This window comes from Leeuwenhoekiella sp. CH_XMU1409-2, from assembly GCF_037029365.1.
GTDB lineage: Bacteria > Bacteroidota > Bacteroidia > Flavobacteriales > Flavobacteriaceae > Leeuwenhoekiella > Leeuwenhoekiella blandensis.
Genome location: NZ_JAYMEI010000003.1, coordinates 272,485 through 296,223, shown reverse-complemented (window position 1 = coordinate 296,223; position 23,739 = coordinate 272,485). Strand labels below are relative to the sequence as shown.

The window sequence follows — 23,739 nt, the reverse complement described above, 5'->3', positions numbered from 1 at the left end:
TAAGTAAGTCGCTACTTAAAATATTCTATAAGTTTTTGAGAAAATAGTTTCGTTTTACTTTATGATAGATGATTAATTTTCAGCATAAAATTTTAATCATGGATTTGTGTAAACGCTTTGGTTTTTTATTCATTTTAATTTTAACAGTTGGTTGTAAACAAGTAGAGCGCAACTTTAGAGCATCAAGCCAATTAATTCAGTATGAAGGGCGCTACGAAAATCTCAATGACACATCGGTTGCCCTTATTGGTTCAGGTTCAGTTGTTGAAATGAACATTGTGGGAGATACCTGTACGCTATTTTTATCTAATGGTGTACAAGATCATTCCTACGTAGCTCTTGAGGTAAATCAAGAATATAAAGGCAGATTTCTTGTGGACGGAAGTCCCATTGGGATAAAATTACCCTCTTCAGACACCTCAAATGTAAAGATTTATAAAGCTACGGAAGCCAGTACAGGAGATGTTATTTTTAATAAAGTAAGTGCGAAGAAATTAATTGAAGTAACCCATGTATATAAGCCCATAATCGAATTTATTGGTAATAGTATCACTTGTGGAATGGGTGCACAAACGGAAGAAATACCCTGCGATACTGGTGAATGGTATGATCAGCACAATTCATATTTGGCTTATGGTCCAAGAACTGCCAGGGCTTTAAATTGTGATTATAGGTTGAGTTGTGTATCAGGGATGGGTATGTACCGCAATTGGAATGATGAAGAGCAGCCTGTAATGCCTGATGTGTATAAAAATTTAAGACTGAATAGCGATACATCTAAGAAAATCACGTTTGAAAGCAAACCCGATTTAGTCTCAATCGCTTTAGGTACTAATGACCTTTCTTTAGGCGATGGAAAAAAAGATAGAAGTGGATTTGACCAAAAAAGATTTATAAGCAATTATACTGATTTTGTGAAAATGATATTTGATATGTATCCTGAGACTAAGGTCGTTATGCTGACCAGCCCAATGATAGGTGAACGGGAACAACGTATTTTACTGGAGTCTTTAAAAATAATTCAGCAAAATATGACAGGAAAACCTGTATATATTTTTGAGTTTGCTCAGATGGAACCAAATGGTTGTGGTGGCCACCCAAATCTTAGAGATCATCGCAAAATGGCAGAACAGTTAATTCCTTTTCTAGGAAAACTATTTGACAATTAGAAAAGTACGCCAAATGAAAATCAACTTAATAATTGTTGTTGCCACGGTAATGCAAATAAGCCAAATGTATTCTAATGTAGTATTGCCGGCAATTTTTGCCGATAATATGGTATTGCAACGAAATGCTGATGTCGCAATATGGGGTTGGGCTAAACCAGGAGAAACAGTCAAGATCTCATCAAGCTGGGATGTTGCGGAATACTCTGTAATCCCAAATAATAGGGGTTTTTGGAAGATTACAATTTCAACAAATGAAAAAAAAGGCAGCCAAGAATTAGTAATTGAGGGATATAATAAAATTACTCTTAAGAATATTTTGTTGGGTGAAGTTTGGTTGATTTCAGGGCAATCAAATATGGAATGGAGTGCAGCGGCAGGAATTGAAAATGGTGAGCAAGCTATCCAAAATTCAAAAAACGACTCGATAAGATTTTTTACGGTAAATCACAAAACTGCTCGATTTCCTCAAGATGATCTAAATGGGAGCTGGGTAGGGAGTAAGCCTGAAACCATGAAAAACTTTAGTGCAGTAGCCTATTTTTTTGCTCAAAAATTGAATAAAGAACTTCAAGTTCCCGTAGGTTTAATTGGATCAACTTGGGGCGGTACTCCAGCCGAAACATGGGTTCCTAAACATGCTATTGAGCGTGACAGTATATTGGTTAAAGCGGCAGGATTACTGCCTGAAACAGAATGGGGACCAAAAGAACCTGGGTCTATTTACAACGCAATGATACATCCATTAATGAACTTCAAAATTGCCGGAGTACTGTGGTATCAAGGGGAGTCAAATACAGTAAACTCTCAATATTATGAAAAAATGTTCACTACCCTAATTGAAAGTTGGAGGGTTCAGTTTAACGAAATTATCCCTTTTTACTTTGCCCAAATAGCACCGTATAAGTACGAGACTGAATTTTCTGGTGTTCAAATTAGGGATGCTCAAAGACGTGCTTTGAGACTTGCAAAAACGGGAATGGTTGTAACAAGTGATATAGGAAACATCAATGACATTCACCCTAAAAATAAAAAGGAAGTAGGTATACGATTTGCAAATCTTGTGATGGCTGATAAATTCAAAAAAGAAATAAAGGCATACCCGCCGCTTATTCAAAAAGCTACAAGCGACAAAAATAAAATTATTCTAAACTTTAGTAATGCAGAGCTTTTACACATTGACAAGAATAATAAAGCTAGTCAGTTTGAAATTGCAGGAGCAGATAAAAACTTTCAACCTGTAGATTTCAAAATAAAAGACAACCAGATTTTTCTTAAAAAAGGAAAACTGGAACATCCGCTTTTTGTCCGTTATTCTTGGGCAAATTCAAGTGTACCAAATATCTTTAACGCAAGAGGCTTACCTACTTCTAGTTTTACTATAAAAATAGAGTAGTTATTCTTTTAGTAAAAAATGGGTTTTAAGACTAGCGTTTGAATCAGTACCTACAAAGATTTCAAATTCTCCTGACTCTACTGTAAAGTTTCCGTCTTGATCATAAAAACCCAACTCTTCGCTGGTTAGACTAAACTTTATGATTTTAGATTCGCCTTTTTTCAGCTCTACTAATTGGAAACCTTTGAGTTCTCTTACCGGCCTTACTATTTTTGCAAAAAGATCACGAATGTATAATTGTACAACCTCTTTACCATCATAATCGCCGGTATTACTAAGTTCTACACTAATTTGCACTTCTTCATTTACAGCGTAGCTTTCTTTTTCTACGTTGAGATTGGAGTAGTTAAAAGAGGTGTAGCTTAACCCATAGCCAAAAGGGAATAGTGGAGCGTTTTCTATGTCGCTGTAGTGTGACCAGAAAACCATATTTGCACCCGGTTGAGGATCTACAGGTCTTCCTGTATTTTTATGGTTATAATAGATAGGAATTTGACCCACATTTCTGGGGAAGGTCATTGGCAATTTACCACTAGGGTTGTAGTCACCATAAAGAACCTGTGCTACTGCGTTTCCTGTTTCGGTACCTAAATGCCAGGCTTCTACAATTGAGGGGATGTGTTCAGCAGCCCATTCAATAGCCAGGGGTCTCCCGTTATTAAGCACTAGAACACAATTTTTATTAACCTTAAACACTTCTTCCATTAATTCTTGCTGAACTCCTGGAAGGTCTAATTGTGTTCTACTACGTCCCTCGCCACTCTGGAATCCGTGCTCTCCCAAAACCATTATAACAACGTCAGCAGCTTTTGCAGCTGAAAGGGCTTCTTCAAAACCTCTTTTATCGGTAGTGTTAAATTCAAGTTCGTTGATAAATGTAGGCTTATTTGTAATTAGATCGGCCCCTTTTTTAAAGATCAATTCATTTCCCGTATACTGCTTTAAACCTTCTACTATTGAAACACCGCTACTGTCTTCAGAAGCAATGCGCCAACTTCCCAAAACACTGTTGCTATCATCAGCAAGCGGACCTATTACTGCTATTTTTTGACCATTTTTTTTAAGGGGTAGTAAATTGTTTTCATTTTTTAAAAGCACTATAGATTTTTTGGCCATATCCAGAACGGCTTTGCGGTTTTCTTCACTACCAATAGTTTGTAATTCACGTTCTGCATCACAATATTTATAGGGATCATCAAAGAGGCCCAACAGAAACTTTACTTTTAAAATCCTGCGAACGGCATCGTCTATTAATTCTTCCCGTACTGCCCCAGTTTGAATCAGCCCAATCAATTCATCAACAAAGGAAGAGGACTCCATATCCATATCTACACCTGCTTTTACCGCCTTGTTTGCGGCATCAGCCTTATCCCTTGCATAGCCGTGAGTTACCATTTCTTCTATAGAGGCCCAATCTGAAATAACAAAGCCTTGAAAACCCCATTTATTTTTTAATAAGTCCCGTAAAAGGTACTCGCTTCCTGTAACAGGAATACCGTTGAGTTCATTAAAACCTGTCATAAAGGTACTTACACCGGCCTGGTTTGCAGCCTTAAACGGTGGGAGTACCATATTATGTAAAGTGACAGTGCCTATATCTACTTTATTGTATTCTTTACCTGCTTCAGCAAAACCATAAGCTGCAAAATGTTTTGCAGTAGCCGCAATTGTGTTAAAGGCATCTAGATTTTTTCCTTGAAAACCTTCAACGCGTGCTCTTGCAATTTTGCTACCCAGATAAGGATCTTCACCGGCGCCCTCCATTACTCGTCCCCAACGCGGGTCCCTAGAAATGTCGACCATTGGAGCAAATGTCCAGTTGATACCCGATGCAGCAGCTTCTGAAGCAGCAACCGCAGCAGATTTTTTGATTGCCTCAATATCCCAGCTGGCTGCTTCTGCAAGTGGAATTGGACTTAAGGTTTTATAGCCGTGAATAACGTCAAAACCAATAAGTAAAGGGATGCCTAAACGACTTTCTTCTACAACTAGCTTCTGGACTTCCCTCACCTGATCTACCCCGCGAACGGTCAACATAGAGCCAACCCTACCGCTCTTGATATCCTCATATTTTTTTGCTGCATTTCCATCTTTGGGTGAGGGGCCTGTTACATCCCAGAAACCATTATATTGATTCATTTGACCCACTTTTTCTTCAAGGGTCATAATTTTTAAAATGGAATCTACTTTAACATCGATGGAGTCTGTTTGCGATCGTTGCATTTCTGATAAATTTGAAGTGTTTGCAAAACGAAAACTGTTCAAAAAAATAAAAGCACTTAGCCCTAAAGAAATTGATAAGCCCCATTTTATCCAATTAATCTTGTAGGCCATCGTTGTATTTTTTAATAAGGTTTAATGTAGAGGTGTCTGAAGCAAAAACAGAATTTAAGCCTTGCGGTTCCTGAGGGGGATCTGCACTAAAATCATCTCCTACTTCCCATTTTCCATTCTTTTCATTCGTTTTGGCGAAGCCCGCAAATCCCCAAAAATTTAGACCTGATAATACCGATTTTTCTTTAGAGCTTATTTCAATAAGTTGGAATAATTCTCTATAGAATGTATTTCTATTACCAATAGAGGCTTTCTTAGAAAGGCTTTCCTTCGCACGTGGAAAACCGAACTCTGATATAACTATTGGTTTATTCAGTTCCCGGGCAACCTGTAGATGTTCTTGTATGTAATCATTTGCTTTTACAATAGAAGATTTTAAGGACTCCTCTTCGTTATTCGGGTCGTACCACTGCCAGTTCTTTGGCCACATATGCATCGTGAGATAGTCAATATTGGGATTTTTATGAAGCATCTTATAGGTATCTATTTCCTGAAGATAACTGGCCTTACCTTCAGCTCCGGTAGATATTAGTGTGTCTGGATCTAAATTTTCTAAAAGGGTAACGACTTCATCTAGCCATTCTTTAAAAGGTGCTCGATCCTCTTCTGTAAAAATCCGGGGTTCATTGGCAACTTGCCAGGACATAATGGTATTGTCTTCGGTATATTTTTTTCCATTTATAGAATTGGTTCTCCCCAGAATGAATCGGATATGGTTTAAAAACGCTTGGCGACAGGGTGTACAGGTGTGAAATTGTTGCGTATACTTAAAATAATCGGGCCAGGTGTATTTTTCCAGAAAGGGATTTGCAACTTCCCCATATCCATTCCAATTTAGGTATGCAGACATTCCTCCAGACCAAATCCAATTATTATTTAAGTATAACACCGCATACATATTGCGTTTTCTCATCTCTGCCAGCAAAAAGTCCAGACCTTCAAGTAAGTCTTGATTATACTCGCCCTGCGTGGGTTGCAATGCGGGTTTAACCTGGAAGTCTTCGTTTCCGCCTTCAGCCCCTACCAATATTCGTAGATTATTAATTCCTAAACTATCCATTAAATCAAGTTCACGAACTAAACGTTTTCGATCACCTATATTTGGTGCAGCTATGAGAGGGCCATACCAATAGTTAGCACCTATAAAATAGTATGGCTGGTCACCCTTGTAAAAACGCCCGTCATCAACCCTTATTTTTTCAATACTTCCGCAGGAAGTGAACATAATAAGCAACAATGCCCAAGTATAGAACCTCCAACTTATATTTTTAAATGTCGTCTTCAGGTAAATCATAAATATCTGGCATATCTGTTAATAGCATAGTTTTTTCCTTTTCCCTAAACTTCAAAAAGTCATCTGCTCCCCGGGCTCCTGGTACAGGTACCGTATAAGAGTCTTGATAATTTTGCCAAAACATCATAAAACCTAAATTTATGTCCTGTTTGGTAAGTACTTCATAAACGTTTCTGGAGTAAAAATCTGAGGCTAATTGATCTGAAGGAGACACAAAATACCCGGTTTCTGTAAATGCAGCAATTTTGTTGCGTTTTTCTGCAAGGTCTGACACCACTTTTAATTTTTGATTGGCAAGACTTATCAATGACCCATTTTGTGCGGCTAAATCCCCATAATTATCCATCCCTACCACGTCTACGTATTCATCTCCAGGATAGCGCGTTAAATAGCTGTTTTCGGTAGTATAGCTGTTATCGGGTGAAAAGGCGTACAACATATTACTTACGTCTAAATCATCACGCAAATAAGAAACCGTAAACCGCCACAGATCAATGAATTCCTGAGGGGAACTATAAGCGGCGCCCCACCAGAAAAAGTCTTTGTCAAACTCGTGGAATGGTCTAAATATTATAGGAATGAGTGTGCCGTTTGTACTTTTAAGATTTTTTGTAAAAGTGGCTACCTTTTGTAATTTCTTCTTATAATACTCGTGATTCTCACCACCCGGCAGAATACTTTTGAAGGCATTTTGTTTCTGATCTGTTGTCATTTCAGAAGTATAGAAGTGGTCTCCTTCATAGGGTTCTCTAAGGTGCCAGCAAAAGATGTTTACCATTCCTTTATCAAAAGCTTCAATGGCTTTTGAACGGATGTGTTGCTCTTGTTGATAGAACCAGTTGTTGGGCTGCTCGTCATTTGCATCATCTGTGATAAACATAAAGTCTGATCCTAACATTCCAGGATCACTACCGGTTAGTTTTTTCATGTCAGACATTCCACCGTTATTCTGATAAAATGCACTGAAAGCGTCCTGCTGACCTACAATATAACTTGAGTATGACAAAGCTTTAAGGTTATAAAACAAAGCAATAGTCTCTGGTGTGGCGCCAGCATCTACCATAAATGAATACGCAAGGGAAGGAGGGAAACCTATTTCTGGTTGTTCTTCAGAAACCGGAGGTGTAGCGTCTATTTCTTCCATAAACTCTTCGTCTTTTGAACAGCTTACCAAGAAAAAATTCACAATAAAAAGTGATGTTAATATTCTTTTCATAATTCTAAATTAATTTGATTAATACCATACAAGCCCTGGAGTTATGATAGGGGGCTTTCCACATACTTACTTTATCCTCAGTGGTATAGGGCTCTTGATTTTCATTTAGGCGAAAATGCCATTCGCCGTATTTACTATCTATAAAGTGTTTTTTTGTGTAATTCCAAATGTCAAGTTGCGCGTTTCTAAATTGAATATCTCCAGAAAATTCATAAGCATATTGCAGGCCTACCAAAGCTTCCATTTGGGCCCACCAATGTCTATCAGTATCAACGTTACCTGTATCAAGATCAACTTCATTTATAATTCCTGATTTGGGTATATAAGCTTGTTTTAAAAAGGTTTTAGCAACCGCAACACTGATTGATTTGGTTTCTAGTAGTAATTTGGGGTTGGCAACTGCTTTACAAGCCTCTGTTAGAAGCCAGATTGCTTCGATATCATGTCCGTAAGAAACAATTGCTTTTGTACGATGCCAATTTTCATCAAAAAATAAGTGAAAATGCTGACTAGTTTCGTCATAAAACCGATTTAGAAAAAGCACTATTAAATTTTCCAAAGCTTCAAGTACTTTGGTGTTTTTAGATATTTGAGCAAGAGTGGTATATGCTTCCAGGATGTGTAAATGGGTATTCATGGTCTTAGCCGAGTTATCCTCTTTTTCGCTCAACCGCACATCAGTTATTGGGCTCCAATCATTTTGAAAGGCTTCCAGATATCCATTGTTTTTTTGATCTCTAGCCCGAGTTTCTACCAGGTCAAATAAGGATAGTGCCCAATCTTTAGCTTCTTCTGTACCGCTTAATCGGTAATATTCAGATAAAGCATATATTCCAAAGGCCTGAGCATAGATTTGTTTTCGGGTATTTTTAGGTTTGCCCGTGTAATCTAGTTCCCAATAGAGGCCATTATGGCTGGGATCCTGAAAATGATCTTTTAAATATTCATAAGCTCTGTCCGCATAAACTTTAAGGGATTCATCTTTATTAAATTTACCTGCTGCAGAAAATGCCCAAAGCAAACGCGTATTTAAAATAATGCCTTTATCAGCCTTTGGTATTAATTTGTTTTTAAAATCCCTTCTTCCGTAAAAACCGCCATTTGATTCATCTAAAGTATTAGATTTCCAATACCTTAGAATTTCCCTAAGCTCGTTTTCAAGCTCGCTTTTAAATTTTTGATTTGCATCATTCGGCATCCTTAAAGATTTTGTTGCGTTCAATTTGTGCCAGGATATTTTGAACTGAGCCTGAAGATGTAAAGGTGTCCTGAGGGGTGTTTTTTACATAGTCAATGAGTCTGTCTATAGAAGAAACAGCAACGTGAGAGCGTGTGTCTGATGAGGCATAATAGATGAGTATTCTACCATCATCATCAAGAATCCAACCATTACCGAACAATACATTTGGTACATCGCCCACGGTTTCTTTATAGTCAGGAGCCATAAAATATCCTGCTGGTTGATAGATAACTTGTTCAATACTATCTAATGCTGTCATAAATAAATAAAGTGTATAGCGTAGACCTCCTGCAGTATTTCTTACGCCATGAGCCAGGTGGAGCCAGCCTTCTTTTGTTTTTATTGGAGCGGGACCCAGACCATTTTTTAATTCATAAATTGTATGATAGGCTTTGCGATTGATTATTTTCTCACCCTCAAGTACCGGATTTTTCATGTCTTTTATGTACCCTAGACCAATACCACCACCTTTGCCGACTTCAATAAAACCGTCTTGTGGACGGGTGTATAGCGCATAGTTACCGTTTATGAATTCTGGATGCATGACTACATTGCGTTGTTGTCCGGAATTTGAGATTAGATCAGGTAAGCGTTCCCAATTTTTTAAATCCTTTGTGCGCACGATTCCTGCATTTGCAACAGCAGCAGTGGTGTCGAGAGGTTTTGAATTGTCTTTACGTTCGGTACAAAAAATACCATAGATCCAACCATCCTCGTGTTTGGTAAGACGCATATCATAGACATTGGTGTCAGGCTCATTGGTTTGCGGTAATGCAATGGGCTTGTCCCAAAATTTAAAGTTGTCAACTCCATTATTGCTTTCTGCTAACGCAAAAAAGGATTTTCTATCATTCCCTTCAACACGAACAGCTAAAATATACTGACCATTCCATTTAATCGCACCCGGATTAAATGTGGCGTTTATACCAATGCGCTCCATCCCAAATGGATTTGTCTCGGGGTTAAAATCGTAGCGCCATTCTAAAGGAGCGTGTTTATGGGTGAGAACCGGGTTTACGTACCTTTTGTAAATACCATTTGATTGGTCTTCCGGGTAATTTTTTTGTGCCAGGAAGGTTTGAAAGTCACTAACCAAATGATCATAATTTGGTATTTTTTTTGTTTTTGGATTTTTATTTTCTGTAATGGACATAACTTATTTACTACTTATATTATTTTCAATTTTAATGGTGTCCCACCAGGTTCTTTTCAATACTATAATGCACACAACTAGTATTGCACAAGAAATGAGGAAATGCATATTTTCGTGAAGTATCAGGTAGATAGGGATAACAACTAGTAATGTTTGAGCTACCGTGCCCAGCACTACATTAAACATATCTCTTGTAAAACCTTTGTTTCTTGAAAACCCGGGATCTTCTTTTTTTAGTTGTTCGTACACAGGTTTCCAGTATCCCCAGGGTCTTGTTTTTTTATAAAAATCCATAAGTACCCTTTGATCGGTTGGAGGGGCAGAATAAGTTCCAAGAATACTACCAGCAATCGAAATAAGAAGGATTATTGGGAAGTAATAAAGATCTAAAGTATCTGTAAATAATGGAAAGATCATAGCAGGGATCATTCCTGATAGCATTCCCCAGAAGTAGCCTTCACCATTAAACCTCCACCAGTGCCACTTTAAGACATTAGACACCACGTAGCTGCCATAGAGTGCCGAAACTATCCATTGCAAAATTGAATTGACATCCTGTATAAAAAAGCCGAGAATAATACTTACAAGTACAACAGCGAGGCCACTGCTATAGTTCATTTTCTTAATTTTCGAATGGCTAGCTTGAGGATTGTAGTGCTTTAGATAAATGTCGTTAACAAGATATGCCTGAGCTGCATTTAAGGTTCCGGCAAAAGTTGACATGAATGCGGCAAGTAAGCCGGCAAGTAATAAACCTAATAAACCAACAGGTACAAATTGCTCTATTGCCGCAGGCAGTATTTTTTCAAAATCAAGTATACCGGCAGTATAAAGATCTAAATCATCATAAAATAAAATTGCCAGAACCGAGAAGCCACCTACCATTAGATATCGGGTAGGAATTAATGCAGCAAGTGAAAAAGCACTCATTTTTGCAGCCTCGAATGGCGATTTAGTAGATAAAATTTTCTGCATGTCGTAATTTGGAGCAGGCCCTGCGATGCTGGCGAGAATTCCTTTAAAAAGCATCAGCATGAAGAATATGGTGAAAAGGGAGTATCCGTCAGATTTTATTTTGGCATTAACCTCATCGATAATTCCTGTCCAATCCATATTTAATTTCCAGTCAAAAAATGGATTCATCCAGCCATTAGGCACATTGAGCTGATTGGAGCCCATAGCCTGCCAGGCAATAATTGCAATGGCTATTGATGACACCGTCATTATCGTGTATTGTAAAGCGTCTGTCCAAACAATACCTGACATCCCTCCTAAAACAGAGTAGAATACTGCAAATAATGTAAAAATAATACCATAGAAATGAGGAATATAGTTAGGTGGGATATTGAAGGGTATGTATTGGGACACTATTTCCCAGGGAATAAATATTTCAACAAATTTACCCAGTCCTATAAAGCCATAAGCCAAAAAACCCAAACAACTGAGTATTGCAAAAATGACAATTATTGTATGAGATCTTTTACCTCCTTTACCATTGTCAAATCTAAATAAAATCCATTCTGCACCAGTAGTAACATTAGATCTTCTAAGCCAGACGGATAAGTAAACCATTAAAAATACTTGGTTAAAAACAGGCCATAACCAGGGTATCCAAATACTTTTGAGACCGTAAACGAAGGTTAAGGTCACGAGCCACATGGTTCCAGATATGTCAAACATGCCAGATGCGTTTGAAAGGCCTAACATATACCAGGGCAATGACTTGCCTCCCATTAAATAGTCATCTTTGCTTTTCTGAGCTTTTTTTCTTAAAGCCAGACCTATCAGAATGGTTCCGATCAGATAGAGTAATATGATAGCTATATCCCAACCTTGTAGCATTTAATATGTTTTTTTAGAATTAATATTCTTAACCTTATTTAGAAATAGCGTTTCTTTATAACCAGCAAACTCTTTAAAATCTTCCGCTGAAATATCATCTCGGTACACCGAAAAATAATGATCTAGTCGCGCATTTCTCCAAAGCAGGACCCAAGAAATACCACTATTTTTTATACCTGGATACAAGGTTTTTGTCCACCAGTTTTTATCATTTCCAGGCCTCGTATTTCCTGTTTCAGTAAGTGCAAAGGGTTTATTTTGACGGGCGGCCTTTTCCTTAAGTATCAAAAGGTTATTTTGAATAGTCGCTATAAAGGTATCCTTATCACCATAATTATAAATATCAACCCCAAGGATATCTACATATTGATCGCCCGGATAATAGGTGTCAAATTCTTCTGGCGAACTCAATGTATTCGGGGCATAGGCAAAGAGCAAATTATTTACCTCGTTTTCTTGTAATAGTTGAAAGGTCTCTTGCCATAAGCTTTTGTAATCCTCAGGACTGCAATTTCCTTTGCCCCACCAAAACCAACTTCCATTCATTTCATGGAACGGTCTAAAAATTACAGGAATGAAATTGCCTTTTTTAGATTTTAAGGATTTAAAAAAGTTTGAGAGGTTAGTAACCCAGCCTTCGTAACGTTTTCTATATTCCCCAGCTTTTAAAATTTCTTTTACAGTGGCCGTGGTATCCCAAGAGCTCCCTAATGATTTGGGATTGTCTAAATGCCAACTAAATGTAATTATCGCACCATCGTCGTGTAGTTTTTGTATATGCTTTCGCATTACATTAAATGCTACCGTGTCTAAATTGTACTCTAGACCAAGTTCAATGTGGCCTAAATCATAACCATGTACCGCTGGCATTTTACCGCTAACCATTGCGATGTCACTTTGTAAAATATTAGGAGTGTCGCTCTGATCCCAGTTAATTCCGTACATAGTTGCATCTTGATGGCCGAAAGCGATGCCTTTGTATGGAATCTCTTTTAAGCGTTGCAGCAGAATTTTTGAAGTTAAATCAGCATTAGGATTTGCTGTTTTTATGGTATCAAAATTTGCATTTTTTAATCCTGAACACGACGTTAGTATTAAAAAGCTGCAAAATAATATTATAAATTTGAATAAAATATTCATTTATTTTTAATAAATTTTAATGTAAATGATAAAATAATATAGATTTTGTTTTGTCATCCATAAATTATCTTTAAAATTACCTAGATTGTATTATTGTTAATATTTCTTTAAAATGTTAATGATTTCCAAAATTACCGTCAATCAAATTATTGGATTAATAGAATTTTGTCATTTCATAATAAAATAATTTCTAAAAGGACTTTTAATGCAAAAAGACATACACAGGGAAATAACTCCACTAGCTCCTGAAGACAGTTTTTTAGTATTTGATAGAATAAAAGATGATTTTGATTTTCCAATTCATTTTCACCCAGAATTTGAGTTGAATTTTATCTTAAACGGCGAGGGCGTGCGGCGTATTATTGGTGATCATTTGAGTGAAATAGAAACTATTGAGCTCGTTTTGGTGGGGCCTAATTTGCAACATGGTTGGGAAATATATAAATGTAAGAATCAAAATATTCACGAAATCACAATACAGTTTCACAATGATTTATTTGACGACCGACTTCTTAGTAGGAGAATTATGAAACCGATTAAAGATATGTTTGAGCGCTCAGCGCATGGTATCTTATTTTCAAAAAAAATAGCTGAAGAGATTAAACCAAAGATTTTAAAACTCTCAAAGATTGATAGTATTGATTATTTTCTAGAGCTTATATCTATCCTACACGATTTAGCAAATTCAAGAAACCAGCAACTATTATCAACATATATATCAGAAAATAAGAATTTTGAGAATAGCGATAAAATCAAAAAAATTTACGAATACGTTCAAAACAATTATCAAAATAAAATGAGCCTCAATGAAATTTCGGATTTGGTAAATATGAGTCCGGTTTCGTTTAATCGATTTATAAAAAAGCGTACCGGTAAAACATTCATAGAATATGTTAATGACACACGTATAGGCTATGCTTCAAGATGGTTGATTGAAAAGGAGTTGAGTATAGCTGAGATTGCATTTAAATGTGGCTTTAATAATATCGCGAATTTTAATAGGGTTTTTAAAAAAACAAAAAACTGCACTCCCAGCCAGTTCAGACAAGAATTTAGTGGGATAAAAAGAGTTTTATGATTATTAAGATGCGTTTTGGATATTTCTTTATACCGGTTTTTTTAATCTTTTTTTTTAGTTGCCTTTGTAATTTATATGCTCAGCAGGAACTAAATCCTGTTGAAAAATACGGGAGATTAAGCTTTAAAGAAGGACGTCTCAGGGATGCGCGTGATAATATAATCGTGCTCAGGGGCATGTCGTTGTTTTGGAGTCAGTGGCAACCTCAATTTTATAATGAAGATACGGTAAAAAACTTAAGGGATTTTTGGAAAGTAAATGTCGTGCGTGTCGCTATGGGTATAGAACACGGTGGTTATCTGGAAAACCCTAGAGAAGAGAAAAAAAAAGTGTTTAGTGTAATTGAAGCAGCGATCAAATACGGTATCTACGTGATTGTAGACTGGCACGACCATCACGCTGAAGATCATCTTCAACAGTCAAAAGAATTCTTTAAGGAATTGAGCGCTAAATATGGTCAAGTACCTAATCTAATTTATGAAATTTATAATGAACCGCTTAATGTATCCTGGACAGAGGTACTCTTGCCTTATCATCAACAAATAATTACCACAATACGAAAAAATGATAGTGAAAATCTTATAATTTGTGGAACTCCTAATTGGTCTCAGGGTGTTTTAGAAGCTTCAAAAAATCCTTTAGAGGGTTTTAATTTGGCATACACTCTTCACTTTTATGCCGGTACTCATAGTGCAAAGCTTAGAAATCAAGTAAGTGAAGCTTTAAAAACTGGGATGCCCATATTTATTACAGAATTTGGTACTACACTCGCTGATGGGGATGGACAGGTATTTTATAAAGAATCAAACATCTGGTTAGATTTTATGACCAAAAATCAGATTTCCTGGTGTAATTGGTCAATATCTAATAAAGCCGAGGCATCTTCTGCCTTATTACCCCAATCTGCTAGTAGTGATTTAAATAACCCAAGGTATTTTAGCGAATCAGGTTATTTTATTTATAATAGACTTACTCATTAAGGTTTTAGAATTTATTTTATCAAATTTTTAAATACTGCTATTCTCAAAAAATGCAGTGATATCCTACCTTATCTTAATATTCTGGATTACTTATTCTTACGCCTTTTAGATATTCGAAAAAATATCATTATTAAATGATAAAATAATATTAACAAAAGCTTAACCATCCTCATAATTTTGATAATGAAATATTATGGGTAAATATTTGTCGAAGCCCTAATAAATAAACGGGTATTTTATCAAACTCATAATATTAGTATCAATTCAACAATTTTCTCAATAATGCAAAAAAAAATAATCAAACGTCAAGGCGGTATGAAACGCATAAGTAAGATGATCACTTTTGCGCTATTCTGTCTATTAACTCAGTTAAGCTTGGCTCAACAAAATGTAGTAGAAGGAACAGTAACAGATCAAAACGGAAATCCACTGCTGGGTGTAAATGTTATACAAAAAAATACTAGTAACGGTACGGCTACAGATTTTGACGGAAACTTTCAACTCAATGTACCTCAGGATGGCATTCTTGTATTTAGTTTCATTGGATTTGAAACTAAGGAAGTTGCTGTTGATCAGAGACAAAGAGTTGATGTTGTGCTGTCTGAAGATTCTGAAAGTTTGGATGAAGTTGTCCTAATTGGTTACGGAACGCAACAGCGACAAGATGTTAACGGATCAGTATCTAGTATTGAATCTGACGAAATCGAAAATATTCCGCAGGTAAGTATAGACCAATTGATGCAAGGCCGAGCCTCTGGGGTTACCATTAGTCAAAACTCAGGAAAACCTGGAAGCGCGGTTTCGGTTAGGATAAGAGGTATAACTTCTATTACTGGGAATAACGAACCATTATATGTAATTGATGGTGTGCCTATATCTGGTGATTCACGTAATACCAGTACAAGTGGGCGGACAGCAGCAGCAGACTTTGGGGGGAACGGACAGACAGGTACAAGTCCATTGGCCGGATTAAACCCTAATGATATTGAGTCTGTTGATATACTTAAGGATGCTTCAGCTACTGCAATTTACGGTTCACGAGGTGCGAATGGTGTTGTAATTATAAAAACTAAGACAGGCAGTCGAAATAAAGCAGGTTCTTTGAAATACAATACCTATTATGCCCTTCAAGAACCCCAAAAATTGCTAGATGTAATGGATCTTCCTACTTACGCCCGACTACAAAATGCATTGGCTGTAGAGTATGGTACTGAACCACGAATTGAATTTACAACGATTGAGAATCTGGGAGATGGCACTGATTGGCAGGATGAGGTATTCCAACAAGCTATTTTAAAGAGTCATCAAATTTCTTATTCACAGGGATATGAGAAAGTAAACTACCTTATTTCTGGTAGTTACTTAGATCAGGAAGGAACCGTCTTAGGCTCTGGCTTTGATAGATTGACTGTCCGGGCGAATATTGATGGCAATTTAAAAGACTGGCTGAAGGTAGGTGCTAACCTTACTGCAAGTAGAACAAGTGAAGATATCACTTTAAATAGTAACCGTAATGGTATTGTAAGTTTGGGGTTACTTCAGGCTCCAGATGTGGCGGTGCGTAATCCAGACGGTTCTTTTGCAGGGCCGCCTGATGAACCAGGGGCAATTGAAGGCAGTATCAACCCCGTAGCTTTAGCACTTGAAAGAAGTAATTCTTTACTCACTTATAATGTACTGGGTAATTTCTATTCTGAGTTTACGCTTTTGGAAGGCCTAACATTTAGGAATGAAATAGGAGGGAATTTGACTTTCGGTACGAACACTCAGTTCACTCCAACTTATGAGTGGGGGCGATTTATCAATGAGAACGCAACGTTATTTGAGAAAAGGGAAAAAAGTCATTTTTGGATCATTAAAAATTATTTCAATTATTCAAAAAACTTTGGAGACCATAACCTAAATTTTTTGTTGGGTCAAGAAGCACAGGAGTCCTTCTGGGAAGGGATTCAGGCTCAAGGTCAGGGCTTTGTCAATAATGACATTCAGACCCTTAATAATGCAAATTCAATAGTAAGTTATGATGCCTATCAAGGCAGCACTTCTTTAAATTCATACTTCGGAAGAGCGAACTATTCTTTTAAAAATAAATACAGTTTAACAGCAACCTTAAGGGCAGATGGTTCCTCTAAGTTTGATCCTCAGGGAGGTAAGCAATGGGGTTATTTCCCGTCATTTGCGACATCCTGGAAAGTGTCAAATGAACCTTGGATGGAAAGCTTCAACGAGACGGTTGATAATATTAGGCTGAAAGCAGGGTATGGGGTTGTAGGTAATCAAGGGATCGCAAACTACCTTTATGGCTCTAGCTTGAACAATACTCCTACCGGTATAGGATTGGGGTATTTAGTCAATAATATACCTAATCCCGATTTAAAATGGGAAGAGACCAGGCAAACCAATTTAGGGTTAGAATTCACGCTTTTTGATAACCGGTTTAATGCTACAGTCGAGGTATATAACAAGATTTCAAAAGACTTTTTATACCAGTTACCTTTGCCAGTCTTCCTAACTGGGCCTGATAATTATTTAGGAGGAATTTCTGCTCCATTTGTCAATCTGGGTGAAATGAATAATAAAGGTATTGATGTTTCTATGGGTTATTCAACTTTAAAGACTAAAGATTTCTCATGGTCAACCAATTTCAATATATCTCATTACAGAAATGAAGTAACGGAACTCTATAACGAAAGTCTGGAAGTTTTACGTTCTGTTACCACCGGGTTTTTATCTTCTCCAATTACCAGAACAGTTGAAGGTGAGCCTTTAGGGAAATATTGGGGTTATCAAGTTGCCGGAATATTTAGAACCCAGGAAGATATTGATGGAGCGCCTGTTCAATTTGGGATCCCATTTTCTGATGAACTAGGTGATAACAGCCTCGGTGATATTCAATATGTTGATGTAAATGAGGATGGTGTTATTGATGAAAAAGACAGAACGTATATTGGTAACCCTCACCCAGATTTCACATTTGGATTCACCAATAACTTTAAATACAAAAATTTTGACCTTAGTATTTTCCTTCAAGGGTCTTATGGTAATGATCTATTGAATTTGACACGAAAGGAAACGGTTGGTCTATCTAGATTATACACCAATCAATTAAACATAGCGCAGGATTATTATACCCCAGATAATATTGATTCTGCTTTCCCCAGACCAAGAAGGGGAGATGATAATCAAAATTTATTTATTTCAGATCGGTATGTTGAAGATGGGTCTTACTTGAGAATACAAAATGTTAGTCTGGGCTATAATCTCCCTCAAACTTTTTGTCAAAAATTTTACCTGTCAAATCTAAAGGTTTATGGTACTATACAAAACCTCTACACCTTTACAAATTATTCTGGATATGACCCTGAGATAGGATCATTTAATGGTGATGCACTTCAAATGGGTGTTGATCGGGGAAGATACCCCATACCCAGAACATTTACTTTAGGTCTAAATGTTGAATTTTAAAAAATAATTACGATGAAATATATAAAGTATAACAAACTGTTTTTACTGGTTGTAGCCTTTTTTTCGCTGGTATCTTGTGACGATGAATTCCTAGAAAGACCACCAGAAGACGGTATTGCATTAGACAATTTTTATTCTAGTGAAGAAGAATTAGTGGCTAATACAAATAGCCTTTATGGGGCGGTATGGTTTAATTTTAATACAAAAGCATTTTGGTCAATTACAGAGTTAAGCGGAGGCAATGCTCGTACTTTTTCTGGAGATGTAGTAAACTTTTTTAACTTCTCAATAACAGGCGATAACACTGTGTTAGCCGATGGTTGGGGTTCTCTATGGGGGGTGATTGCGCAGTCAAATGCAATAATAAATTTTACTGAAAGTAGAGTAAGCCCATCGGTTTCTCAGGAAGCAGTAAACAATACAATAGGCGAAGCACATTTTATGAGAGCGGTTGCTTATTTTTATCTGGTTAGGATTTGGGGATCAGTACCCATAATTGAAAATAACCTAGATTATGTCTACGATCCTCAAATCCCTAAGAACAGAATAGAGGATATCTATGAGTTTATAGAGCGTGATCTTCAGTTTGCAATTGATAATTGTTACCCCAAGGTGCGCGGTGGTAATTATTTAGCAAATGCCCACGTCTCAAGTGGTTCTGCTAAAGCATTAAAGGCAAAAGTTCACCTTTATCAAGAGGAATACGATCTAGCACGACAGCTAAGTCAGGAAGTGATTGCGAGCGAAGAGTTTCAATTACTTGATGATTACAATAATCTTTTTTTAACAGAATTCAACAATAATGAAGAATCTATTGCAGCAATGCAATGGACATCCCAGGGTTATGGTGTAGGTAATGCAATGCAGGCTTCATTCGCTATAAGCAGCGCCATTACTGGTACTGGTGATGGGTATGGTGTGATAGGGCCAACAATTGATTTGCAGGAAGCTTATGAAGATGGTGATGAACGTAGAAAGGCTACCATAATGCTTGCCGGAGATTTCTATCCCAACATCAGGGCAGCTGATGGGGGCTACACAGTACCAGATGATATAAATGCTCAGAACACAAAAGCAGGTATTAAAAAATATGTCGTTGGTACACCAGCAGATAATAATGGTAATTCTGCAACTCAGGCTGCATCTAACAATACCTATATAATGCGGTATGCCGATGTATTATTAATTAATGCCGAAGCTATTTTGGCAGGTGCAGCTTCAACAAGTGATGCTCAGGCGCTTGAATCTTTTAATAGTGTGCGTTTACGGGCAGGTCTGGGTAGTCTGCCTTCAATTACACTTGATGATATTTTACAAGAACGTAGAATTGAATTTGCCATTGAAGGTGATTATTGGTTTGATTTGGGACGAATTGACCGTCAAACAGCCATTAGTATTATAAGCAATCAAGAAAGGGGAACCTATAGCAATGAAGAACCACCTGAAATATTTACAGAGATGTATACTCCAGAAGCAGACGATTTCTTATTGCCCTATCCGGCAACAGATGTGGCTTTAAATCCAAGACTTCTCGAAGAACCAGTTCCTTATGAGTTTAATTAAAAAAACAGTGATGATGAAGAAAATTAATTTTTTTAAACAGCAAATCAGTAGAGGCGGTATTCTATTACTTGCCCTAATGTTAAGCATTGGGTTAACCTCTTGTCAACCCGATGATACCGGTGGTGTAGAAGCAACTGGCCCACCAAGTATAACAAGCGTATCTCTTACAGCAAGAGACTCTACTACCACAGTAGGGATTCGTCAAAATTCCTATACTATTTATGGGGAAAATTTGGCAACTACCCAGGAAGTATACTTCAACGATACGGAAGCTTACTTCAATCCTACTTTGGTTACAAATAATGTTATTATTACAAGCATCCCTGAAGATGCACCCTATTTTGATACCAGCGATGAACTGCGGGTAGTGACATCAGAAGGTGTTGCGACTACATCCTTTATGATTGAGCAACCGGCTCCTAGAATTACTTCATTTGCGCCATTGGCAGCAAGCGCCGGGGATATTGTTACCATTCAAGGTGAGATTTTTGAAGGTCTTGAATCCGTGCGATTTGGAGATGTTGAGGCTGAAATAATTTCATCTACGACAACTGAAATACAGGTTGCAGTACCTGAAGGAATCGTACAGGCCTTTTTGTTCGTAGAAACAGCAGGGGGCATATCCCAGAGTACGCAATCCTTCGGATTTAAATTTGTGGTTTATGACGATGCATTAGCTCAAAGCTGGTGGATTGGGGGTTGGTCTGGTTCAGAAGATTTTGAAAGTACTGAGCGTGTAAAACGAGGTGATTTCTCGATCAAGAGAACGTATGAGGGAGGTTACTCAGGTTTTCAAATTGGTAATGGCGGTGCAATTATTGATCTTGCTGATAAGCAAGCCGTTAAAGTATCTATTTATGGGGGAAATGCCATTAATATGGTAAAACTCGTATTAAACGGAAATTATGACGCAGGTGCAGTAATAACTATCAATCAGGGAGAATGGAACGATTTTACAATACCATTGTCACAATTGGGCTCTCCGGCTACCCTTAATGAGATTGTTATTCAGGAGTTTAGTGGTGCTGCCCCATCAGTAATTTATATAGATGACCTGGGATTGATTTAGACTTTTATCCACTAATTATGTTCAAAGTATTCCCTGTTTAAGCAATTTAAGCAGGGAATATTATTTTAATTTTTATACTATGAAAAACCTTTTTTTTATTTTTTTCATCACAGTGTTGAATTTTGAAAGCTATGCTCAGAAGTTTGATAATATTGCCGAAACGCCACCTATGGGTTGGAATAGCTGGAATAAATTTGCCTGTAATATCAATGAACAAGTTATCAGAGCTGCTGCTGATGCGATGGTCTCCAGCGGTATGAAAGATGCTGGCTATGAGTATATTGTAATAGATGACTGCTGGCACGGTGAGCGGGATTCAGATGGTTTTATTCATGCAGATAAGGAAAAATTTCCTTCCGGTATGAAAGATCTAGCAGACTATATTCATAGCAAAGGCCTTAAGTTTGGGATATACTCAGACGCAGGGACTGAGACCTGTGGCGGTGAGCCTGGAAGCCGTGGCCACGAATATCAAGATGCCATTAAATATGCATCCTGGGGCGTCGATTATTTAAAGTACGATTGGTGTAATACAGGAAAGCAAAACGCCGAAGCTTCTTACACAACAATGAGAAATGCTCTTTATAGCGCTGGTCGCCCAATTTTGTTTGCAATTTGCGAATGGGGTGATAACAAGCCTTGGGAATGGGCTCAGGATATTGGCCATATGTGGAGAACAACTGGGGATATTTATGCTTGCTGGGATTGTGAAGAAGATCACGGCGACTGGTCATCCTGGGGCGTGCTTAAAATTTTAGATATGCAGGATGGCCTTAGAAAATATGCCGGTCCCGGTCACTGGAACGATCCTGATATGATGGAAGTGGGAAATGGGATGTCTGTTGCTGAAGATCGCGCTCATTTTGCTATGTGGTGTATGCTCTCGGCTCCTTTAATAGCGGGTAATGATTTAGCAGATATGAGCGCAGAAACAGTAGCTATCCTTACTAATGAAGATATGATCGCTATCAATCAGGATTCTCTAGGGATTCAATGCTTTAAATACAGTAGTAAAGAAGGACTTGAAACGTGGTTCAAGCCTCTCAAAAATGGAGACTGGGCTGTAACGTTTTTAAACCGGGCAGATCAAGAACATCAGGTAAATTTTAATTGGGAAGATCATCAAATAGAGGACCCTGATTTTGAATATCGCGTTGATTTTAAAAATACGTTATTTTCTGTAAGGGATATTTGGGCACAGAAAGACTTAAAAACAACGAAACACGCTTTAAATGCACGAGTTGCACCACACGATGTGATTACGCTTCGCTTAGTTAAAAAATAAATATATCTCATTAAAAAAAGCGGCTGTTTAAAAGCAAATTCTAGAGTCAATTCGATCTCAGTTTAAGATTTAAAAACTTTTAGACAGCCTCTTCTTATAAACTTTTATTCTACTCTTCTAAAAGTTTCAAGCAATTAATCAGCGCTCTAAAGTTGTGGTAATTAGCTTTCCAAACATGACCTTTAAGATTGTTTTTCGTTTCCGGTTTGCTGTCCTGGCCCCATTCATACCAGCCTCCATAGCGATCATCCATAAAAAAGGTGTTTACGTACTCCCATAAATGAATGAAGTAAACGCCGTAGTTATGGCTGTCATTTGGGAAATGGTGTTGCATGATCAGGAGAGTGTTTAAACCTTCAGCTTGTGACCACCAGTTTTTGTCTGAATTTACGATGGTGAGTGATTGATCTGCACCGAAATAATATCCGCCGTCATAGAAGCCCCCAAATGCTTTGTCCCAACCATTTTCAATAGCATGGTCTACCATCATTTTCCCTTTTAGTAACGTTTCTTCAGTATCCTTACGCTTCAGGATTTCAGAAGCTTCCAGCATTAAATATGCGATTTCTACATCGTGACCAAACGAAACATGATCCAGATAATAGTGTTTTTTTATGATATCTTTTGTTTCCTCATTAAAGGTTACTGGGGTCCAGTCTGGCTCAAAAAACAGATTCATATAATTTCTATCATTCACGATAGTATTTCTAATGAGTAACAGTAGTTCTTCAAGTCTCTCTGCTACAAGTTTTTCTGGCCACACTTTGTACAATTCGGTAAAAGCTTCCAGCAAATGTATAGAGCTGTTTTGATCTTTATAACCTATTTCTGACGTAGAATCAAATGTTGAATCTCTAAGAATGGGAGAGCCGTCCCTATTTAAAGATTGGTAATATCCTTTATTAATGGGATCGTGACTATGTTCTTCAAGCCACAAAAATGTTTTCTTTGCGAGTTCGAGGGCCTGCTCATCTTTAGAAACCCTATAATATGCCGCCAGCCCGTAAAGTGCAAAGGAGTTTCCATAGGCCGTTTTTTCTTCTCCTTTTTTGGCAATTGGTTTTCCCTCCTTAGACACAAGATTGTAAAAACCACCAAATTTTTGATCCCACATTACCTCTTTTAAAAATTTAAAGCCGTGTGCGGCATAATTTAAATAATCATCTCGATCTGAGAAAAACTCAGCAGTTAAAGAACACGTCCAAATGTGCCGCGCCTGAGTGACAATCATCTTATTATGCATTTCTCCTAGTTTAAAGTCATAAGTGATTTCGCTAAAATAACCCCCATGTTCATAATCAAGAACTAAGGGGTACCACTTATCAATCATATTGTCTGTTGCATCAATTCTCATTTGAGAACGTATAGCCTCGAGCGCATTGCTGTTTTGACAAAAACTGATTGAAACGGTAAAAAATACCAGGCAAAAAAGAGTTAGGGTTTTCATTGGAAAGAAATTTTATGGATAAATATACTGGAATGAAAGCATCATCCATTAACTGTGAAAATATCCTATGA

16 protein-coding genes are annotated in these 23,739 nt (G+C 37.4%); 8 read left to right on the top strand and 8 right to left on the bottom strand.

Annotated features, from left to right (window positions below; genetic code table 11):
• Positions 1–68 precede the first annotated feature (68 nt).
• Positions 69–1,169, top strand: coding sequence for an SGNH/GDSL hydrolase family protein (locus WA338_RS04720; protein ID WP_272986116.1), 1,101 nt, complete (start codon positions 69–71; stop codon positions 1,167–1,169).
• A gap of 13 nt (positions 1,170–1,182) precedes the next feature.
• Entirely contained in the window at positions 1,183–2,562 is a 1,380-nt protein-coding gene (locus WA338_RS04715) for a sialate O-acetylesterase (protein ID WP_272986115.1), read from the top strand.
• Here WA338_RS04715 and bglX read toward each other — a convergent pair whose 3' ends face one another.
• From bglX to WA338_RS04680, 7 genes are read right to left on the bottom strand one after another with little or no spacing between them, the layout of a single operon-like run.
• Entirely contained in the window at positions 2,563–4,896 is a 2,334-nt protein-coding gene (bglX, locus tag WA338_RS04710) for a beta-glucosidase BglX (RefSeq protein WP_272986114.1), read from the bottom strand.
• Positions 4,880–6,190, bottom strand: a complete 1,311-nt coding sequence (locus tag WA338_RS04705; RefSeq protein ID WP_099644533.1) for a glycoside hydrolase 5 family protein — start codon at positions 6,188–6,190, stop codon at positions 4,880–4,882. The genes bglX and WA338_RS04705 overlap by 17 nt, the downstream gene beginning before the upstream one ends.
• The gene (locus WA338_RS04700; protein ID WP_272986113.1) at positions 6,165–7,406 is read right to left on the bottom strand and encodes a glycoside hydrolase family 26 protein; all 1,242 of its coding nucleotides are present in this window, start codon (positions 7,404–7,406) and stop codon (positions 6,165–6,167) included. Before WA338_RS04700 ends, WA338_RS04705 begins: the two co-directional genes overlap by 26 nt.
• Before the next feature lie 4 nt (positions 7,407–7,410).
• Entirely contained in the window at positions 7,411–8,628 is a 1,218-nt protein-coding gene (locus WA338_RS04695; protein ID WP_273016734.1) for an AGE family epimerase/isomerase, read from the bottom strand.
• Positions 8,594–9,799, bottom strand: a complete 1,206-nt coding sequence (locus tag WA338_RS04690) for a glycoside hydrolase family 130 protein (RefSeq protein ID WP_272986111.1) — start codon at positions 9,797–9,799, stop codon at positions 8,594–8,596. Before WA338_RS04690 ends, WA338_RS04695 begins: the two co-directional genes overlap by 35 nt.
• Before the next feature lie 3 nt (positions 9,800–9,802).
• A complete protein-coding gene (locus WA338_RS04685; protein WP_272986110.1) occupies positions 9,803–11,641 on the bottom strand; it encodes a sodium:solute symporter family protein in 1,839 nt (612 codons plus the stop codon).
• Positions 11,642–12,781, bottom strand: coding sequence for a glycoside hydrolase family 26 protein (locus WA338_RS04680; protein ID WP_272986109.1), 1,140 nt, complete (start codon positions 12,779–12,781; stop codon positions 11,642–11,644).
• Positions 12,782–12,986: 205 nt separating this feature from the next.
• Here WA338_RS04680 and WA338_RS04675 point away from each other — a divergent pair, with 205 nt between their 5' ends.
• The 6 genes from WA338_RS04675 (at position 12,987) to WA338_RS04650 (ending at position 22,221) form a co-directional block, all read left to right on the top strand.
• Entirely contained in the window at positions 12,987–13,859 is an 873-nt protein-coding gene (locus WA338_RS04675; RefSeq protein ID WP_272986108.1) for a helix-turn-helix domain-containing protein, read from the top strand.
• Positions 13,856–14,839, top strand: coding sequence for a glycoside hydrolase family 5 protein (locus WA338_RS04670; protein WP_272986107.1), 984 nt, complete (start codon positions 13,856–13,858; stop codon positions 14,837–14,839). Before WA338_RS04675 ends, WA338_RS04670 begins: the two co-directional genes overlap by 4 nt.
• Positions 14,840–15,121: 282 nt before the next feature.
• Positions 15,122–18,304, top strand: coding sequence for a SusC/RagA family TonB-linked outer membrane protein (locus WA338_RS04665; protein ID WP_272986106.1), 3,183 nt, complete (start codon positions 15,122–15,124; stop codon positions 18,302–18,304).
• Positions 18,305–18,316: 12 nt separating this feature from the next.
• Positions 18,317–19,867 (top strand): RagB/SusD family nutrient uptake outer membrane protein, encoded by a 1,551-nt coding sequence (locus WA338_RS04660; RefSeq protein WP_272986105.1) that lies wholly within the window; start codon positions 18,317–18,319, stop codon positions 19,865–19,867.
• Between the two features lie 10 nt (positions 19,868–19,877).
• Positions 19,878–20,936, top strand: a complete 1,059-nt coding sequence (locus WA338_RS04655; RefSeq protein ID WP_272986104.1) for an IPT/TIG domain-containing protein — start codon at positions 19,878–19,880, stop codon at positions 20,934–20,936.
• Positions 20,937–21,015: 79 nt separating this feature from the next.
• Positions 21,016–22,221 carry a glycoside hydrolase family 27 protein gene (locus tag WA338_RS04650; protein WP_272986103.1) on the top strand — a complete coding sequence of 402 codons (1,206 nt, stop codon included), beginning with the start codon at positions 21,016–21,018 and terminating at the stop codon, positions 22,219–22,221.
• A gap of 109 nt (positions 22,222–22,330) precedes the next feature.
• Here the strand turns inward: WA338_RS04650 and WA338_RS04645 are convergent, their stop codons facing one another.
• The gene (locus WA338_RS04645; RefSeq protein WP_272986102.1) at positions 22,331–23,668 is read right to left on the bottom strand and encodes an AGE family epimerase/isomerase; all 1,338 of its coding nucleotides are present in this window, start codon (positions 23,666–23,668) and stop codon (positions 22,331–22,333) included.
• Positions 23,669–23,739: the final 71 nt, after the last annotated feature.

Excerpts from the sequence above, each read along its gene's own strand:
- WA338_RS04720 (WP_272986116.1), top strand. The coding sequence starts at position 69 with ATGATTAATTTTCAGCATAAAATTTTAATCATGGATTTGTGTAAACGC.
- WA338_RS04715 (WP_272986115.1), top strand. The coding sequence starts at position 1,183 with ATGAAAATCAACTTAATAATTGTTGTTGCCACGGTAATGCAAATAAGC.
- bglX (WP_272986114.1), bottom strand. The coding sequence starts at position 4,896 with ATGGCCTACAAGATTAATTGGATAAAATGGGGCTTATCAATTTCTTTA.
- WA338_RS04705 (WP_099644533.1), bottom strand. The coding sequence starts at position 6,190 with ATGATTTACCTGAAGACGACATTTAAAAATATAAGTTGGAGGTTCTAT.
- WA338_RS04700 (WP_272986113.1), bottom strand. The coding sequence starts at position 7,406 with ATGAAAAGAATATTAACATCACTTTTTATTGTGAATTTTTTCTTGGTA.
- WA338_RS04690 (WP_272986111.1), bottom strand. The coding sequence starts at position 9,799 with ATGTCCATTACAGAAAATAAAAATCCAAAAACAAAAAAAATACCAAAT.
- WA338_RS04685 (WP_272986110.1), bottom strand. The coding sequence starts at position 11,641 with ATGCTACAAGGTTGGGATATAGCTATCATATTACTCTATCTGATCGGA.
- WA338_RS04680 (WP_272986109.1), bottom strand. The coding sequence starts at position 12,781 with ATGAATATTTTATTCAAATTTATAATATTATTTTGCAGCTTTTTAATA.
- WA338_RS04675 (WP_272986108.1), top strand. The coding sequence starts at position 12,987 with ATGCAAAAAGACATACACAGGGAAATAACTCCACTAGCTCCTGAAGAC.
- WA338_RS04670 (WP_272986107.1), top strand. The coding sequence starts at position 13,856 with ATGATTATTAAGATGCGTTTTGGATATTTCTTTATACCGGTTTTTTTA.
- WA338_RS04665 (WP_272986106.1), top strand. The coding sequence starts at position 15,122 with ATGCAAAAAAAAATAATCAAACGTCAAGGCGGTATGAAACGCATAAGT.
- WA338_RS04660 (WP_272986105.1), top strand. The coding sequence starts at position 18,317 with ATGAAATATATAAAGTATAACAAACTGTTTTTACTGGTTGTAGCCTTT.
- WA338_RS04655 (WP_272986104.1), top strand. The coding sequence starts at position 19,878 with ATGATGAAGAAAATTAATTTTTTTAAACAGCAAATCAGTAGAGGCGGT.
- WA338_RS04650 (WP_272986103.1), top strand. The coding sequence starts at position 21,016 with ATGAAAAACCTTTTTTTTATTTTTTTCATCACAGTGTTGAATTTTGAA.
- WA338_RS04645 (WP_272986102.1), bottom strand. The coding sequence starts at position 23,668 with ATGAAAACCCTAACTCTTTTTTGCCTGGTATTTTTTACCGTTTCAATC.